This window comes from Bacteroides sp. AM16-13 (assembly GCF_003602705.1).
GTDB lineage: Bacteria > Bacteroidota > Bacteroidia > Bacteroidales > Bacteroidaceae > Bacteroides > Bacteroides xylanisolvens.
The window spans coordinates 65,041-82,325 of record NZ_QTLK01000006.1 but is presented as its reverse complement, the minus strand read 5'-3'; the positions used below and the strand labels follow the sequence as shown (position 1 = coordinate 82,325).

Sequence of the window (17,285 nt, the reverse complement as noted above, 5' to 3'; positions counted from 1 at the left end):
TAATACTGCTACTCCAGCCCTAATACCGGATGCTAATACTTAATACTTAATACTTAATACTTGATACTTGATACTTAATACTTAATTGATACTTAATTTAAAACCTTACCTGCACCTGTGCCTGTATCAGATTGGAGTCTTTTTGTCCGTCTCCTTTCTTGTCGCAAAAGGTATATTGTGCCTGCAACCGGCATCTGGGGTAAAACCAGTATTGTACGCCTGCAATATAGTTATTCTGTTTGAAATCAGCAGCTTTGTTCGGGTTGAAATAATCGAACGAAGCGATGAAATCGAAATTCCGGGCGAAGCGTACACTGCCTGTTGCATAGAAACCTTCGCTTTTCACACTCCGGTCTTTTCCGGCAAGATATTCCGTGCGCAGATTAAAGGTGGAAGTGGTGACAACCCCTCCTGCACTCCAGCGTTTCTTGGCGTAATTTTCTCCGGCTTTAATTCCGGTATATTCCGAATCTGCTATGGCATGTCCTGTTCCGCGGATAAACGAACCACCTACGGATAACCATTTCAGCGGATTAACCATCAAATTACCGACTACATCTTTTTGACTGTTTTTGTCTTTGGTGTTCAATCCCTGTCCGTTCATTACAGCCACTTTGTATTGCAGGAAGTCGCGAAATAATTTTCCGTGAAGCATCATGCCGATATCCCGTCCGGACGTCATTCCGTAACACTTATCGCTACCGCTTACTCCCGCCAGATAACAAACAGACTGCGAATAACAATTGATGAGTTCTACTGTGGTAGGAGATAATTCATTTTCTATGGTATAAGGAACCTTGAATTCACCGATACGTGCCGTAAGTCCGGGGAGAAACTGATAATCGGTATACACTTCGAGTAACATGCCCCCATTGTAGAAGTCATACATAAAATCACAAGTCCACCGTTTGGTGATCTTTCCGTGTGCCATGAAAATGATTCGTTTGATGTCGAATGTATTGTCCGGGTTCGCTGCATCGTCATAAGTATATCCCAATTGGGCATATCCGGAGAGACTAATCCGTTCTTTCAGTGTGTTGACAACTTGATTTAATGGCGTCCGCTCCTGTGCCAGGAGAAGATTTTGCATACCTGTAATGCATAATACAAAGGTTAAGAGTTGGAGTAGTGTTTTTCGCATGAGTTAGTTGTTATTTGATTTTGATTATGGTTGATACTGTATTATGGTTGATATTGTGGGGATATACGTTGTGTCAATCAGATTCTTTTCAGAGTAGGTTTCGGGGATTCGGTGGTTTTCTTTCAACCAGTGTATAGCCTTATCTATCCCTTCTGCCGAAGGGCGTTTGGCTTTTTGATAACTAGGGAGGGCAATGAGTCCTGTCAGATTTTCCGGTACACCTATTTCTATCAGCACTTGCTTCCATTCCTTCTGTGGATGCATTTTTATATAATCTACTCCCAGATTATAACCTGTGATGAGTAGTTCGATTTCTTTTCTTTTTTGGTTGAGCGCTTTTCGTGAGAAAGCGGTAGCCGTAAAATCAATGCCCAATTCCTGTGTACTTACCAATGAACGATGCTGGCTGTTCATGGCGATGGATGCGGCAGGGTCGGGCAGGAAAGAAGCATCAATCTGATTGTACTGCAACATTTGCAGCCGGAGAGGAAGCTGGCCGATTTCCGGCATATTCATTTCTGAAAGACTGATTCCGGCTTTGCTTAATAACTGGTCGGTAGCATATTCGATAACTGTGTTGCGTGACACAGCAATATTCTTTTCCTTGAGCTGTTCCAGTTGATTGATATTACTTTCTTTAGAGACAATGAAGCAGAAATAACCATCATTTTTCAAGACGAACCCTAAATCTGCATGATGGATAGCTTGCAGCACTACTGCGCTGGGATAGTCGGTAATCATGCCATCCATTTTCCCGGTCTGGAAAGCAGCGTCCCGGTCGTTGGCAGAGTTGAATGAAAGAATAGTCAGGTTCAGTCCTAATGAATCGTAGATACCTTGTGTTTTAGCTATATGGAAAGGGAGTCCGTCTAGTGTAGGCATCATGCCCAGGGTGAGTGGTTGCAGTTCGGTTAGAGGTAAAAAAGAGCTGTCTCCTTTTTTACTCTGACAGGAGTAAAGGAAGAGAAGGATGAACCAAAAGAGTAGTATCGGTCTTTTCATACCTCGTTTTTGTAAATAAGAGGAACTCCGTTTTTTATAAATAAGGGCAACTCTTTTCACAAAGAACTGCCCTCTTATCATTAACTATTTAAAAAATTAACTAATTATCTAGTTCTATTATTCTTGAATAGCAGCGATACCCGGAAGAACTTTTCCTTCGATTGCTTCGAGCAATGCGCCACCACCGGTTGAAACGTAAGATACACCGCTAGCCAAACCGAACTTGTTAACACAAGCTACAGAGTCGCCACCACCCACAAGTGAGAATGCACCGTTCTTAGTTGCTTCAACGATTGCTTCACCTACTGCACGTGAGCCGTGAGTGAAGTTGTCAAATTCGAATACGCCTGTAGGACCGTTCCAAAGAATAGTCTTAGATTCTTTGATAACGTTAGCGAAGATTTCTTCAGTCTTAGGACCGATGTCAAGACCTTCCCATCCGTCAGGAATTTCGTCAACAGCACAGAATTTAGTATTTGCATCGTTAGAGAATGCGTCAGCAATCTTAGCGTCAACAGCTAATACCAGGTTTACACCTTTTTCTTTTGCTTTCTTCATCAAATCCAAAGCCAGGTCAAGTTTGTCGTCCTCACAGATAGAGATACCGATTTTACCACCCATAGCTTTAGTAAATGTATAAGTCATACCACCGGCGATGATTAAGTTGTCTACCTTGCTCAACAGGTTTTCGATGATTTCGATTTTAGAAGAAACTTTAGAACCACCCATGATAGCAGTGAACGGACGTTTGATGTCGTTCAATACTTTATCAACGGCTTTCACTTCTTTTTCCATCAGGTAACCGAACATCTTGTTGTTTACATCGAAATATTTAGCGATCAATGCTGTAGAAGCGTGTGCACGGTGAGCAGTACCAAATGCGTCGTTTACGTAGCAGTCAGCGTAAGAAGCCAATTTCTTGGTAAATTCTTTCTGGCTTTCTTTTACTGCTTTCTTGGCAGCAGCTTTTTCTTCGTCAGTTGCATCTTCAGCCAAACCTCTTGGTTTGCCTTCTTCTTCAGCGTAGAAGCGAAGATTTTCGAGTAACAGTACTTCTCCCGGTTGCAGAGCAGCAGCTTTTACAGCAGCTTCTTCGCCCATGCAGTCGTTTGCGAACTGAACTTCAACGCCCAGCAATTCAGACAGATGCTTGATGATATGTTTCAAAGAGAATTTATCGGCAACGCCTTTCGGACGGCCCAGGTGAGAGCCAATGATGATGCTTCCGCCGTCTGCCAGGATCTTCTTCAAAGTAGGAAGAGCTGCACGCATACGAGTGTCATCTGTAATGTTGAAGTTTTCGTCCAGGGGTACATTGAAGTCCACGCGAACAAATGCCTTTTTACCGGCAAAATTGAATTTGTCAATTGTCTGCATAATACTCTATTTTTATTTAAAAGTGTTTTTAAAATTCTTCTTTTAGAACGACCGCAAAGTTACTATTTATTTCGGTTCCTTGCTATTAAATCGTTATTTATTCTTGGCTTTTGGTTCCTCTTTTGTAACTTTATAGGTGTTACAGAAATATTTGCACATCATTTGCAAACCACAGGTGTCACATTTGGGAGTGCGTGCCTGACAAACATAACGACCGTGCAGAATGAGCCAATGGTGGGCAATCGGTATGAGTTTTTCTGGAATATTCTTCACCAATTCTTTTTCCACACTGAACGGGGTAGTGCAACTATCCGGCACCAGTCCGATGCGGTGGCTGACACGGAATACGTGTGTATCTACTGCCATGGCAGCTTTATTAAACACAACCGACTGGATGACATTGGCTGTTTTTCTTCCTACACCGGGCAACTTTATCAAATCATCCAGATTGTCGGGCACCTGACTATTGAAGTCATTCACCAGCATCTTTGCCATACCAACCAGATGTTTGGCTTTGTTGTTCGGATAGGATACGCTTCGTATATATTCGAAAATAACTTCCGGCGTAGTGGCTGCCAGCGCTTCCGGAGTCGGAAAATCTTTATACAAAGGGGGAGTGATGATATTCACCCGTTTGTCCGTACATTGTGCAGAAAGAATAACAGCGATCAGCAACTCATACGGATTGTTGTAATGCAATTCAGTTTCGGCTACAGGTACATTGTCCTGAAACCAGGCGATTACTTTCTCATAACGTTCTTTCTTTCTCATCGTAGCTTGTTTTTATGGTAATGAGGCGTCACTTTTAGTTTGAAATAGAGGGCGGAAACTACCGTCAGGCAGGCTCCGAAAAGATAAGCCTTATCAAATGTACTAATTTCTGCGATATATCCACCGGTCAGCATACCGATACCAATTCCTACGTCCCAAGAGGTAAGATAAGTGGAAGTGGCTGTTCCCCGCTGGCTATTGGGGGCAAGGTTGACAAACAACGTATTAAATGCCGGAAACATGATTCCAAATCCGACCCCCATCAACAATGCGATGCCAAAAAACAGGATGTTGCAAACGGTATCATTCCATTGAATCAGATACACACAGGCTGAAAGCAGGAAGAAACTGCAGACAACCAGGTATAATCCAGCTATTATTACTTGCGTTATTTTTCCGCGATCCACCAGTTTTCCCGAAAAGATGCGAGAGATTGCCATGCCGACAGCCATAAAAGTAAAGAAGAATCCGGTTTGCGTGTTCAATCCTATTTGGCGGGCATACATGGCGACATAGTTGGTTGTCATTCCGTAAGGGATGGAAAGTAACAATAGGCTAAGTCCGGCTGGCAGTCCTTTCATCAAAATAAAACGGTCGAGTGAAATCGGTTCCCGTTTCACAGGAGGTTTATAGGGCGTTTTCACCAGACTGGCACATAGAAAACCCAAAATGCAGGAACCGAATGCGTAACAGAAGATCGTAGCAAAAGAGACTCCTGCATCGTGCAGAAACAGTCCGAACATCGGCCCGATGGACATAGCTGTATTGTTGGTAAGCCCGTAATAGCCTAAACCTTCCCCACGGCGGGAAGATGGCATAATGTCTATCACTACCGTGTTTCCTCCTACTGTAACCATTCCGAAAGAGACGCCATGAATGATTCGGAATATAATAAATAAGGTAAGGGAGCCGGCTATTAAATACCCGCCGAACATCATCATAAAGATGAAGTAAGCAAACAGATAAAGAGGTTTGCGGGCAAACGTGTCGAGCAGATAACCGGAAAACGGACGGATGCAGAGAGCAGCTACCGTATAGCAGGAAAGTACAATACCAATAGTGGAATTTCCAGTTTGGAAGAATTCTGATAAATAGAACGGCAAAACAGGAATCAACAACCAAAAGCCAAAGTAGAGCAGGAAGTTGGCTGCCAAGATGAAACAATAACTGGGAGTAATGAGTCTATCCTTTGCCATAATGAACTTATTTATTTCACCACAGAGGACGCAGAGGACGCAGAGTTTCACGGAGTTTTTTCTTTCTAATGACTTTCTATGAAAAACGAGTCGTAGTTGATACGGCTGAAATAAAAACTCTGTGTCCTCTGCGTCCTCTGTGGTGAAATCTAAATTTAGTAAGCGCTCTCGAATTCTTTCAGGAAGCGAGTATCATTTTCAGAGAACATACGCAGGTCTTTCACCTGATATTTCAGGTTTGTGATACGTTCGATACCCATACCGAGAGCATAACCGCTGTATATTTTGCTGTCTATACCGTTAGATTCAAGTACGTTCGGGTCTACCATACCGCAACCGAGGATTTCTACCCAGCCGGTGTGTTTACAGAACGGACAACCTTTACCGCCGCAGATATTACAACTGATGTCCATTTCCGCACTAGGTTCAGTGAACGGGAAGTAAGACGGACGCAGACGAATCTTTGTATCAGCGCCGAACATTTCTTTAGCGAAAAGCAACAATACTTGTTTCAAGTCGGTGAACGATACGTTTTTGTCTACATACAACGCTTCTACCTGATGGAAGAAACAGTGTGCGCGATAGCTGATTGCTTCATTACGATACACACGTCCCGGACAGATGATGCGGATAGGAGGTTGTGAAGTTTCCATCACACGGGTCTGTACGGAAGAAGTATGCGTGCGCAATACTACGTCCGGGTGAGCTTCGATAAAGAAAGTGTCCTGCATATCGCGTGCCGGATGATCTTCGGCAAAGTTCAGTGCCGAGAATACATGCCAGTCATCTTCAATTTCCGGACCTTCGGCGATGCTAAATCCCAGGCGGGCAAAGATATCGATGATTTCGTTCTTTACAATGGTGAGCGGGTGGCGTGTACCGAGTTCCACGGGATAAGCCGAACGCGTCAAATCCAATCCGTCACAATCATTGTCCTGACTTTCAAACAATTCTTTCAGCGCGTTGATTTTGTCCTGCGCTTTTGTTTTCAGTTCATTCAGTCTCATGCCGACTTCTTTTTTCTGATCGGCAGCTACATTACGGAAATCTGCCATTAAGTCGTTAATGGCTCCCTTCTTACTTAGGTATTTGATGCGGAGAGCTTCGAGTTCTTCGGCATTGGAGGCGTGTAAGGCTTCCACCTCTTTCAGAAGTTGTTCAATCTTAGCTATCATATTTTCGATGTATTGTTATTCAGTTTCTTAGTAAAAACCGTGCAAAGATATAATTTTATCACGAACCATCGAAATAATTTGTATCTTTGTTGCCGATATGTACCGAAAATCCGGCAACTTATGAAAAAGATTGTTTTCTGTCTTCTGCTTTTAACCTTTTCTTTTCGCCTGGCGGCCCAGATTGACTATTTGGAGCCGGTGAAACCTTTTTCTTCTTATACAGGCGAGTTAGGCGAATATTACCGTAGTGTGTTTTCTTTACTTAATACTGGCTTTCAGAAACAGCCATACGCGCGTTTCGCAGCTATCCCTTCCTTTTCGCCGGAGTATGCAATGTCGGTAGAAAGGAAAAACGGGCGTTATACGCTGATTTCGAATACACTATCCCGTACCTATTGGCAGGCGGAGAAGGGGACAGTAACCGTGGATACTAAATCGGTTGTCATCAGCGCTTCCCTGTATCAGTCTTTAGGGGCCATCTTTCGTTTGGTGACAGAGCAGGTGCAGGATCTGGATGGTTCTACGGCTGGTTTAGATGGAATTGTCTATTACTTTTCTTCTACGGACGCAAAAGGCAAAGAGCGGATGGGACGAAAATGGTCGCCGGAAAAAGGAACGTTGATGGAACGTCTTGTATTGGTTTGTCAGTCGGCATATATGTTATCTCGGGGAGAGAATATTTTGGAACAGACATTGGCGGAAGAGGCTGCTTCTTTATTGAAAGCATTGCAACAACGTAGTAAGGAAGAACCGGATGCTTATAAACAACCGATGTATGTTGGAATTTATCCGGTAGGTCCCCGCGCAAAGACGCTTTCCGGAAAGCAGGTGGAAGAACCTGCTCATTTCTCTGCGATGAGTCCGGAAGAATATATTGCCAATGAAATGGTTTATCCGGCAGGACTTTTAGAGAAGAATGTTTCGGGTTATGCTTTATGTGAGTTTACTATTGATAAGGAAGGGGTTATCCTTCGTCCTCATATTCTACGTTCCACTCATCCGGAATTTGCAGAGGAGGCTCTCCGCATTGTTAAAGGGATGCCGAAATGGTCCCCTGCATTGGCGGGAGGAAAGCCGGCGGATAGTAATTATACTCTTTATATTCCTTTCCGTCCGCAACTTTATCGGAATAAATAAGCAACTTTGCATCCAAAGTCCGATTAATAAAAAAGAGATATTGCATTTATAACTTGAATTCAGCAGCCTCTCTCTAATAAATAAAAAAAATAAATTTGCTGTCATCTGTCACAGATTGCAACTTAACTGTTTGATTATGAAAAGTAAATGGCGTGACAGCAACGTGGTGACAGCACTGTGACGGCAATAGTGCTGTCACTGCAAAGCCAAGGAGAAATAAACGCACTACAAAGGTGTGATAGAGGTGCATACCCGAATCAAGTAAAAATCACAGATGAAGTTTCATTGCCTAAATAGTATTAACTACAGGCAGATAGGCTATTCTATTTATTACCCTTGTACTTACGGGGTGGGATCTGCCTTGTGACTGATAGTTTCAAGCCTTGAAACTATTTGTTCTGCGGCTTGAAACTACAGTTTCGTAGGCTTGAAACTTTTGTTTCTCCTGCTTGGAACTATTAGTTTCTTACTGATGAAACTATAGTTCCGCACCGATGGAACTGTAGTTTCTCGCCGATGAAACAACCTTTACTCTGTAAGTCGGATTATGTTGGAGTACTTTTGATAGTATAATAACATGATTGATTTCTTCAAAAATCATTAAAACAGAAAACTTTTCTTCGTTTGTATTGTCATATAGCCATAAACTTTTAAAACGAGAACTTATGGATGATATGATTAACAGGCATGATTCGATAGCCGAAGAAAATATCGAACCGAATGGCCGTCCGGCCAAGGACCAGTTTGAAGAATGGAGCGGTGAGGTTGCCGACCGTGCGGATGACGTATTCAAGAATGACAAGAAAGACGGTCCTATTAAAGACCGCGAGAAACGTATAAAAGAAATGGATGAAGTGATAAAAAAGGACCTTGAGTAAAGGTCCTTTTCTTTTTTTCTTTAGTTTGCCGGAGTAACGATAGGTTCTTTGATAAAAATACTCCCTATCTCAATTGTTTTGTCATCAAATACATCTAGTCTAATATTTATCGATTCCTTTTCGGAAAGACTTATGAATTTTCCTTGAATATAATACTTCTGATTATCAATAAGATTGGAAGCTTCTTCCTCATCTAAAGCCGTTATAATTCTGAAAGAAATATTATACTTTCCGGTTTTTTGAAGGCTGCTACAGGTAAAGGATATAAGATATTTATATCCTTTATTATCGGTACTTTTAACTTTATCCATAGAAGCGAATCTGACTGCTATATCAGAAAGGAAATCAGGGTTATTCTCAAGTTCCTTTTCTAATAAAGAACGCAATTCTTTTCCTGCTTTTTTCCTTTGGATGTCATTGTTGAAACAATTAGGATGTTTAGACATATATGCGTCTAAAAAAGCATTTATTTTTTCTCCATCAGCGTTCCCTTCTTCTAGCATTGCGTTTACTGCTGCTGTGCTATCATTGAGGCGTATATCATAGTCTGCATTGTTTGATTGTGTTGTTTTTGAAGACTTGTTCCCGTAGCAGGAAATTAAGCATGGGATGATTAGAAGAATAGTGACAAATTTTGTGATTTTCATGTCCAGTACACTATTAAAGTTCAAAGTTGGGAGAGAAAAAAGTGGAGCGTATCGGACTCGAACCGATCACCTTAACACTGCCAGTGTTACGCTCTAGCCAGATGAGCTAACGCCCCTTTTTTGTCTTATATGATAACGTTTGTAAACGAATCCTTTTTTGTTGCCGCAAATATAATGCATTATTCTGAAATAATTGCTATGTTTGCGGTAAATAATAGTATGAAATTAAGATATGCTGATTTATAATACAACTTTTCAAGTGGACGATGACGTTCACGACAATTTCATGATTTGGATAAAAGAGAGTTATATCCCTGAAGTACAGAAACACGGTGCGTTGAAGGCACCGCGTATTTGCAGGATATTAAGTCATAGGGAAGAAGGAAGTGCGTATTCTTTGCAATGGGAGGTAGAAAGCAGTGGGTTATTACATCGCTGGCATTTGGAACAGGGGGTGCGACTGAATGACGAACTGGTAAAAATATTTAAAGATAAAGTGATCGGATTTCCGACCTTGATGGAGGTGATAGAGTGATTCAACCGGTAAAAGAAAAGATAATCCTGGGGATTGACCCCGGTACGACAATCATGGGATACGGGGTTCTAAGGGTGAGGGGAACCAAACCCGAAATGATTGCGATGGGGATTATCGACTTGCGTAAATTTGCCAATCACTATCTGAAACTTCGCCATATCCATGAACGGGTATTGAGTATTATTGAAAGTTATCTACCGGATGAGTTGGCTATTGAAGCACCTTTCTTCGGAAAAAATGTGCAATCGATGTTGAAGTTAGGTCGTGCACAAGGGGTAGCAATGGCAGTAGCGTTGAGCCGGGATATTCCAATCACCGAATATGCCCCTTTGAAGATAAAAATGGCTATCACCGGAAACGGGCAGGCATCAAAAGAACAAGTGGCGGATATGCTGCAAAGGATGCTACGGTTTTCAAAAGATGATATGCCTACTTTTATGGATGCAACAGATGGTTTGGCAGCGGCTTATTGTCATTTCCTGCAAATGGGGAGACCGGCAGTGGAAAAAGGGTATAGTAGTTGGAAGGATTTTATAGCGAAGAATCCGGATAAGGTGAAATAAAGCATTTAATTTTATGGGGGGATAGATATGGTGTGTAGCATAGGGGGAGGTTTAGGATGAAGATAGGAAATAATTATTTAGCGATATTGGGTGTGACTACAGTGACAACAGTGATGAGTTGTTCCCCAACGAAGAAGGAATATACTTCTTTTGAATTATATCCGGTTCGTATGGGAAGCCTTACAGAGATGGAATATACGCCGTTGGCAACCAAATTTTTCCTTTGGTCACCAACAGCAGAAGAGGTGCGCCTGATGCTCTATGATGCCGGAGAAGGCGGACATGCTTACGAAACAGTAAAGATGGAACTCGGTGAGAATGGAACCTGGACGACATCTGTAGATAAAGACCTGCTCGGCAAATACTATGCTTTCAATGTAAAAATCAACGATAAATGGCAGGGTGACACGCCGGGGATTAATGCTCATGCTGTAGGAGTGAACGGAAAGCGTGCAGCTATCATCGACTGGAAGACTACCAATCCGGAGGGGTGGGAGAGTGACCGACGTCCTTCTCTGAAATCTCCTGCTGATATGATTATCTATGAAATGCATCATCGTGACTTCTCTGTCGACTCTACTTCGGGAATAAAGAATAAAGGCAAATACCTTGCACTGACTGAACATGGGACGGTGAATTCCGGCAATCAACCAACAGGTATCGACCATTTGGTAGAACTGGGAGTGACACATGTGCATCTTCTTCCTTCTTCTGATTATGCTTCTATCGACGAAACAAAATTAGATGAAAATCACTATAACTGGGGATATGATCCGGTAAATTATAATGTGCCGGATGGTTCTTATTCAACCGATCCTTATCAGCCTGCTGTTCGCGTGAAAGAGTTCAAACAGATGGTACAAGCGTTGCATAGAGCTGGAATACGCGTGATAATGGATGTGGTTTACAATCACACTTTTAATACACTTGAAAGTAATTTTGAACGTACCGTTCCCGGCTATTTTTACCGTCAGAAAGAGGATGGCACATTGGCAAATGGTTCAGGGTGTGGCAATGAAACAGCAAGTGAACGGCCTATGATGCGTAAGTTCATGATAGAGTCCGTTCTTTATTGGATAAAAGAATATCATATTGACGGCTTCCGCTTTGACTTGATGGGGGTACATGATATTGAAACAATGAACGAGATTCGAAAGGCTGTCAACAAAGTCGATCCTACTATTTGTATTTATGGAGAAGGTTGGGCGGCTGAAGCTCCTCAATATCCGGCAGATTCATTGGCGATGAAAGGAAATATTTGCCACATGCCCGGAATTGCTGTGTTTTCGGATGAATTGCGCGATGGACTTTGTGGTCCTGTATGGGAGAAGGACAAAGGAGCTTTCCTTGCCGGAGTGCCGGGGGGAGAAATGAGTGTAAAATTCGGAATTGTTGGAGCTATTAAGCATCCGCAAGTACGTTGTGATTCCGTAAACTATAGCCAGAAGCCGTGGGCGGAACAGCCTACCCAGATGATTAGTTATGTTTCCTGTCATGATGGTTTGTGTCTTGTAGACCGATTGAAGGCAAGTATGCCGGGAGCTACTCCCGAACAGTTGGTTCGACTTGATAAACTGGCACAAACGGTAGTCTTAACTTCACAGGGAATTCCTTTTATCTATGCAGGTGAAGAAGTAATGCGTGATAAACAAGGGATAGACAATAGTTATAAGAGTCCGGATGCCGTCAATGCCATTGACTGGAGACGCAAAACGACGAATGGAGATATTTTCACGTACTATAAACGACTCATTGATCTTCGTAAGTCTCATCCGGCTTTCCGTATGGGAAATGCAGAAATGGTCCGGAAGCATCTGGAGTTCCTTCCGGTTGAAGGGCAAAACCTGATTGCGTTTCGCCTCAAAGAGCGTGCGAATGGAGATAGCTGGGAAGATATTATCGTAGCCTTTAATTCCCGTACGACTCCTGCACGACTGGAAATTCCTGTTGGTAAATATACGGTAGTATGTAAAGATGGAGTGATAGATGTGCGTGGATTGGGTACGCAAACCGGACCGGAGGTGATTGTTCCCGGTCAGTCTGCGTTGATTATGTACAAGTAGTTTTTTCCTGTTTACTACAATTCCAAGATACTCAAGTTTTTTTCATGCAGTAGACTGGCTGCCTATTTCAGTCTGATGGAACAAATGAAATCATGTGCCGGCTGGTTAGTCGGCACTTTTTATTTATAGCATATATAACAACTCAACGTTGGTTTCCGGCATTTCTATCATCTTTAAATAGATAGAATGAATAACAATAACTACTGTAATCCGTTCTTTCTAAATCCTTCATTTTCCTCCTATTCATCGGCAATCTTAATTGGGATGTAACATTACGACAAGTATTTGTAACATACGTAAACGATGATGTAACAAGCGAGTAATGATTTGAATCAAAATCTTTGGGTAAGCGGAGAGAAACTTCCTAAGTTTGCAAAGTGAAATTCAGGATGGAGTGTTTTTCTTTCCGGATTACTAATAAAGACATAAAAGAAAAGATGGATAATGAATAAGTATTGGTTTTATAAGGTTGGGTTAGTAGTTGTGTTCCTTTGCTTCGCTCTGTTGGGTGAAGCAAAGGTTAAACTTCCCGCTCTTGTTTCCGACGGAATGGTGCTTCAACGTGGGGAGCCTGTCAATATTTGGGGAACGGCTGATCCTAATGAAGCTGTTGGAATAACTTTCAAAAAAAAGAAATATAAGACCGTTGCCGATGCGCAAGGCAACTGGAAAGTGATCTTGCCTGCCTTGAAAGCTGGTGGTCCTTACACGATGATTATTAATGATATAGAGTTGAAGGATATTCTTGTGGGTGACGTTTGGGTATGTTCCGGTCAGTCGAATATGGAATTACCTGTTTCACGGGTTACAGACCGTTTTCGGGATGAAATATCTGCGGACAATGATTATCCGATTGTACGCTATATAAAAACTCCTCTATTGTATAACTTTCATGCCCCGCAGACAGATATTCCGGGAATCTCTTGGAAGGCTATGACTCCTGAAAATGTGATGTCTTTCTCTGCTTTGGTTTATTTCTTTGCTAAAGATTACTATCAGAAAACAAAGGTTCCGGTAGGAATCATAAACTCCAGTGTCGGAGGTTCACCGGTAGAAGCGTGGATCAGTGAGGAAGGTTTGAAACCTTTTCCTTATTATCTGAACGAAAAACGTATCTACGAATCAGATGACTTGGTAGAATCAATGAAAAAAGAAGAGAGCAAGAAAAGCCGTGCCTGGAATGTAGCACTGTATCAGGGAGATAAAGGAATGCATGAAACCATCCCTTGGTATGCTGCCGGCTATGATGACAGTGATTGGACACCGACTGATTTGTTTGCTTCCGGCTGGGCTACTAACGGATTGAATACAATCAATGGTTCCCATTGGTTCCGTAAAGATTTTCAAGTGTCCGGGCAACAAGCGGGAGAGAAGGCAACTCTTCGCCTGGGATGCATCGTAGATGCAGACTCCGTCTATGTAAACGGTACGTTTGTGGGAACTGTTTCTTATCAATATCCACCACGTATCTATACCATTCCCGCCGGATTGTTGAAAGCTGGAAAAAACACGATAACCATACGTCTTTTCAGTTATGGCGGTTTCCCTCATTTTGTAAAAGAGAAACCCTATAAGATACTTTTCGGAAAAGGCCAGCCGGAAAAAGGAGAATCGGAGATTAGTCTCGAAGGTAATTGGAAATATCGCCTCGGCGCTCCCATGCCTGCTGCTCCGGGACAGACTGCTTTCCATTATAAACCCGTAGGACTTTATAATGCTATGATTGCCCCATTGCTGAATTATACGGTATCTGGTATTATCTGGTATCAGGGTGAATCGAATGTGTCTCGCAGAAATGAGTATAAAGACTTGTTGACAGCGATGATTGCGGATTGGAGACAGCATTGGAACCGACCTGATATGCCTTTCTATGTGATTGAACTGGCGGATTTCCTCTCACCCGAAGATAAAGGAGGGCGTGCTGCCTGGGCAGAATTCAGGAAAGTGCAGGCAGAAGTAGCCAATACAAATAAAAATGTCACTCTAATTAAAAATGGTGATTTAGGAGAATGGAATGATATCCATCCATTGGATAAAAAGACGTTGGGACAACGTGTGTCCCAAGCAGTCTTTCAACAAAGAGTCAAATAAATTAAAAAAGAGATTAGTACCATGAAAACACAGACTCAAAAAGTGTCGATGGCCGAGAAAATCGGTTATAGCTTAGGTGATGGTTCGGCGAACCTGATTTTCCAGATGATGATGATGTTCCAACTCTTCTTCTATACAGATGTGTTTGGAATCAAAGCAACAGCAGCAGGTATGATATTGCTGGTCGCACGTATTTTCGATGCGTTTGTCGATCCGGTGGTAGGTATCCTGTCCGACAGAACCAATACCCGTTGGGGTAAATACCGTCCTTGGTTGTTGTGGACAGCTATTCCTTTTGCCGTATTCTTCATTCTGGCATTTACGACACCCGATTTGAGTGAGCGTGGAAAGATTATTTATGCAGGTATCACTTATACCCTATTAATGTCTATTTACTCCTTCAATAATACCCCGTATGCCTCTTTGGGTGGTGTGATGACAAGTGACATCAAAGAACGTACCAGTATCTCGTCCGTCCGTTTTGTGACAGCTACAATCGCCACTTTTGTTGTGCAGGGGCTTACTTTGCCGTTAGTCTCCAAGTTCGGGCAAGGCGACGATCAACGTGGATGGTTCCTGACAATTACCCTGTTTGCCATCATCGGAGTTGTTCTTTTAGTAATTACATTTTTCTCTGCCAAAGAGCGTATCACGCCTCCCGTAGGTCAGAAAACTTCCGTGAAACAGGATTTTAAAGATATCGTAAGCAGCCGTCCATGGAAAGCGATGTTTATCTTAACTCTCTTTTTGTTTACGACATTGGCTATGTGGGGCAGCAGTATGTCTTACTACTTTAATTATTTCGTAGATAAAACAGCCCTTTTTGATTTCTTGCAAAATTTTGGATTAGTACGGATAGAAGGAGAAACTTATGGTATGTGGCACACTTTCCTTGATGCTTTCGGACTGATTGCGCAGCCCGATCATAGTAATGTGTTTGCTGTAGGTTTCAGTTTGTTCAATATGATTGGGCAGGTTATCACTTTGGCGGGTGTAATATTGCTTTCCGGATTTCTTTCCAATATCTTTGGCAAGCGGAATGTGTTTTTGATCTGCCTGGCACTGACAGCCTTTTTTACAGCCCTGTTTTTTGTGGTAGATTCGACAAACATAAGTACGATCTTTATTATTAACTGTTTGAAGAGTTTGGCATACGCACCTACTATTCCATTGCTTTGGGCAATGATGGGAGATGTTGCCGATCATTCAGAATGGGTGAACCATCGTCGTGCGACAGGATTTGTATTTGCAGGTGTAGTCTTTGCCCTGAAAGCCGGACTAGGTATAGGGGGAGCTATTTGCGGTGCGATTGTCGATTCGTTCGGTTTTGTATCTAATACAGTGCAGACGGAAAACGCTATTTTCGGTATCCGTTTGACATCCAGCGTGATTCCTGCCATCACTTTCTTTGTAGGAGTAATTGCTTTGTTCTTTTATCCTATTTCTAAGAAGTTGAATGAGCATATTCAGGACGATTTGGCAAAACGCCGTCTGGAAAACAATTGATTAATAACTATAACTAATAGATAGACTATATGAAGACTTCGATAAGAACAACCGCAGTTTCTTTGTTGGCTGCTGTAGCCCTGATAACTAGTACTTCGGTAGCTTTTGCACAAGAAACAAAGACTTTGAAAGAAGCTTTGAAGGATAAATTCCTGATAGGAACAGCAGTGAATACACGACAAGCATCCGGTCGGGATAAGGCAGGAGTGCGCGTAATTCAGGAACAATTTAATGCTATTGTAGCAGAGAATTGTATGAAGAGTCAGGAAATGCATCCGAAGGAGAACCGTTATAATTTCACACAGGCAGATGAATTTGTTGCTTTTGGAGAGAAAAATCATTTGGCAATCACAGGACATACGTTGATTTGGCATTCGCAGCTTTCTCCCTGGTTCTGCGTGGATGAGAATGGCAAAAATGTGCCTCCGGAAGTATTGAAGAAACGGATGAAAGATCATATCACCACTATTGTGAAGCGTTACAAAGGCCGTATTAAAGGTTGGGATGTAGTGAATGAAGCGATTGAAGATAATGGTGCATATCGTAAGACTAAGTTTTATGAAATTCTAGGTGAAGAATATATCCCATTGGCTTTTCAATATGCACACGAGGCCGATCCGGATGCAGAGCTTTATTATAACGATTATTCAATGGCTCAACCAGGCAGAAGAGCTGCAGTTGTGAAGATGGTGAAAGACTTGAAGAAACGTGGTATCCGTATTGATGCGGTGGGGATGCAAGGACACATCGGCATGGACTATCCGAAAATCAGCGAGTTTGAAGAAAGTATGCTTGCCTTTGCCGGAGCGGGAGTGAAGGTAATGATAACAGAATTGGATCTGACTGTATTGCCATCACCCGACCCCAAGGTTGGTGCGGAAGTCTCGGCATCTTTTGAATATAAAAAAGAGATGAATCCTTATTCGGACGGATTACCGGAAGAAGTATCAAAAGCATGGACAGAGAGAATGAATGACTTCTTCCGTCTGTTCCTGAAACATCAGGATGTCATAACAAGAGTTACTGTTTGGGGAGTAGCCGATCAGGATTCGTGGCGTAACGACTGGCCGATGAGAGGACGTACGGATTATCCATTGCTTTTCGACCGCAATCATCAGCCGAAACCGGTAGTTGATTTGATTATAAAAGAGGCTATGCAGAAATGATCATTTGGAGTTCACTTCACCACAGAGGACACGGAGG

At 42.4% G+C, this 17,285-nt stretch carries 15 protein-coding genes and 1 tRNA gene; 8 read left to right on the top strand and 8 right to left on the bottom strand.

What is annotated here, in order from left to right:
* Positions 1-97 precede the first annotated feature (97 nt).
* From DW173_RS06265 to pheS, 6 genes are all read right to left on the bottom strand, one after another.
* Positions 98-1,141, bottom strand: a complete 1,044-nt coding sequence (locus DW173_RS06265) for a porin (protein WP_120144042.1) — start codon at positions 1,139-1,141, stop codon at positions 98-100.
* Positions 1,142-1,165: 24 nt separating this feature from the next.
* Entirely contained in the window at positions 1,166-2,143 is a 978-nt protein-coding gene (locus DW173_RS06260) for an ABC transporter substrate-binding protein (RefSeq protein WP_120144040.1), read from the bottom strand.
* Positions 2,144-2,260: 117 nt separating this feature from the next.
* Positions 2,261-3,520, bottom strand: coding sequence for a phosphoglycerate kinase (locus DW173_RS06255; protein WP_004300866.1), 1,260 nt, complete (start codon positions 3,518-3,520; stop codon positions 2,261-2,263).
* Positions 3,521-3,613: 93 nt separating this feature from the next.
* On the bottom strand, positions 3,614-4,291 hold the full coding sequence (gene nth, locus DW173_RS06250; RefSeq protein ID WP_008644887.1) for an endonuclease III: 678 nt from the start codon (positions 4,289-4,291) through the stop codon (positions 3,614-3,616).
* The gene (locus tag DW173_RS06245; RefSeq protein ID WP_004314230.1) at positions 4,288-5,487 is read right to left on the bottom strand and encodes an MFS transporter; all 1,200 of its coding nucleotides are present in this window, start codon (positions 5,485-5,487) and stop codon (positions 4,288-4,290) included. Before DW173_RS06245 ends, nth begins: the two co-directional genes overlap by 4 nt.
* 155 nt (positions 5,488-5,642) lie before the next feature.
* Positions 5,643-6,662, bottom strand: a complete 1,020-nt coding sequence (gene pheS, locus DW173_RS06240) for a phenylalanine--tRNA ligase subunit alpha (RefSeq protein WP_004314231.1) — start codon at positions 6,660-6,662, stop codon at positions 5,643-5,645.
* Between the two features lie 120 nt (positions 6,663-6,782).
* Between pheS and DW173_RS06235 the strand changes: the two genes are divergently transcribed.
* Positions 6,783-7,799: an energy transducer TonB gene (locus tag DW173_RS06235; RefSeq protein WP_120144038.1), complete on the top strand. Its 1,017-nt coding sequence runs from the start codon at positions 6,783-6,785 to the stop codon at positions 7,797-7,799.
* A gap of 665 nt (positions 7,800-8,464) precedes the next feature.
* The gene (locus DW173_RS06230; RefSeq protein WP_004312688.1) at positions 8,465-8,677 is read left to right on the top strand and encodes a hypothetical protein; all 213 of its coding nucleotides are present in this window, start codon (positions 8,465-8,467) and stop codon (positions 8,675-8,677) included.
* Between the two features lie 20 nt (positions 8,678-8,697).
* Here DW173_RS06230 and DW173_RS06225 read toward each other — a convergent pair whose 3' ends face one another.
* Together DW173_RS06225 and DW173_RS06220 are read right to left on the bottom strand one after the other, a co-directional pair.
* Complete coding sequence (locus tag DW173_RS06225) at positions 8,698-9,324, bottom strand: hypothetical protein (RefSeq protein WP_120144037.1); 627 nt, start codon at positions 9,322-9,324, stop codon at positions 8,698-8,700.
* 42 nt (positions 9,325-9,366) lie between these two features.
* Positions 9,367-9,440: transfer RNA gene (locus DW173_RS06220), tRNA-Ala, on the bottom strand.
* 116 nt (positions 9,441-9,556) lie between these two features.
* Here DW173_RS06220 and DW173_RS06215 point away from each other — a divergent pair.
* The 6 genes from DW173_RS06215 to DW173_RS06190 all read left to right on the top strand — a co-directional run bounded on the left by DW173_RS06215 (position 9,557) and on the right by DW173_RS06190 (position 17,248).
* Positions 9,557-9,859: a DUF4286 family protein gene (locus DW173_RS06215; RefSeq protein WP_004312687.1), complete on the top strand. Its 303-nt coding sequence runs from the start codon at positions 9,557-9,559 to the stop codon at positions 9,857-9,859.
* A complete protein-coding gene (gene ruvC, locus DW173_RS06210) occupies positions 9,856-10,422 on the top strand; it encodes a crossover junction endodeoxyribonuclease RuvC (RefSeq protein ID WP_087322446.1) in 567 nt (188 codons plus the stop codon). The genes DW173_RS06215 and ruvC overlap by 4 nt, the downstream gene beginning before the upstream one ends.
* A 56-nt stretch (positions 10,423-10,478) precedes the next feature.
* Entirely contained in the window at positions 10,479-12,485 is a 2,007-nt protein-coding gene (gene pulA / locus DW173_RS06205; protein ID WP_120144035.1) for a type I pullulanase, read from the top strand.
* A gap of 444 nt (positions 12,486-12,929) precedes the next feature.
* A complete protein-coding gene (locus tag DW173_RS06200) occupies positions 12,930-14,576 on the top strand; it encodes a sialate O-acetylesterase (protein WP_120144033.1) in 1,647 nt (548 codons plus the stop codon).
* A gap of 21 nt (positions 14,577-14,597) precedes the next feature.
* On the top strand, positions 14,598-16,082 hold the full coding sequence (locus DW173_RS06195; RefSeq protein ID WP_008026033.1) for an MFS transporter: 1,485 nt from the start codon (positions 14,598-14,600) through the stop codon (positions 16,080-16,082).
* Between the two features lie 29 nt (positions 16,083-16,111).
* Positions 16,112-17,248, top strand: coding sequence for an endo-1,4-beta-xylanase (locus DW173_RS06190; protein ID WP_120144032.1), 1,137 nt, complete (start codon positions 16,112-16,114; stop codon positions 17,246-17,248).
* Positions 17,249-17,285: the final 37 nt, after the last annotated feature.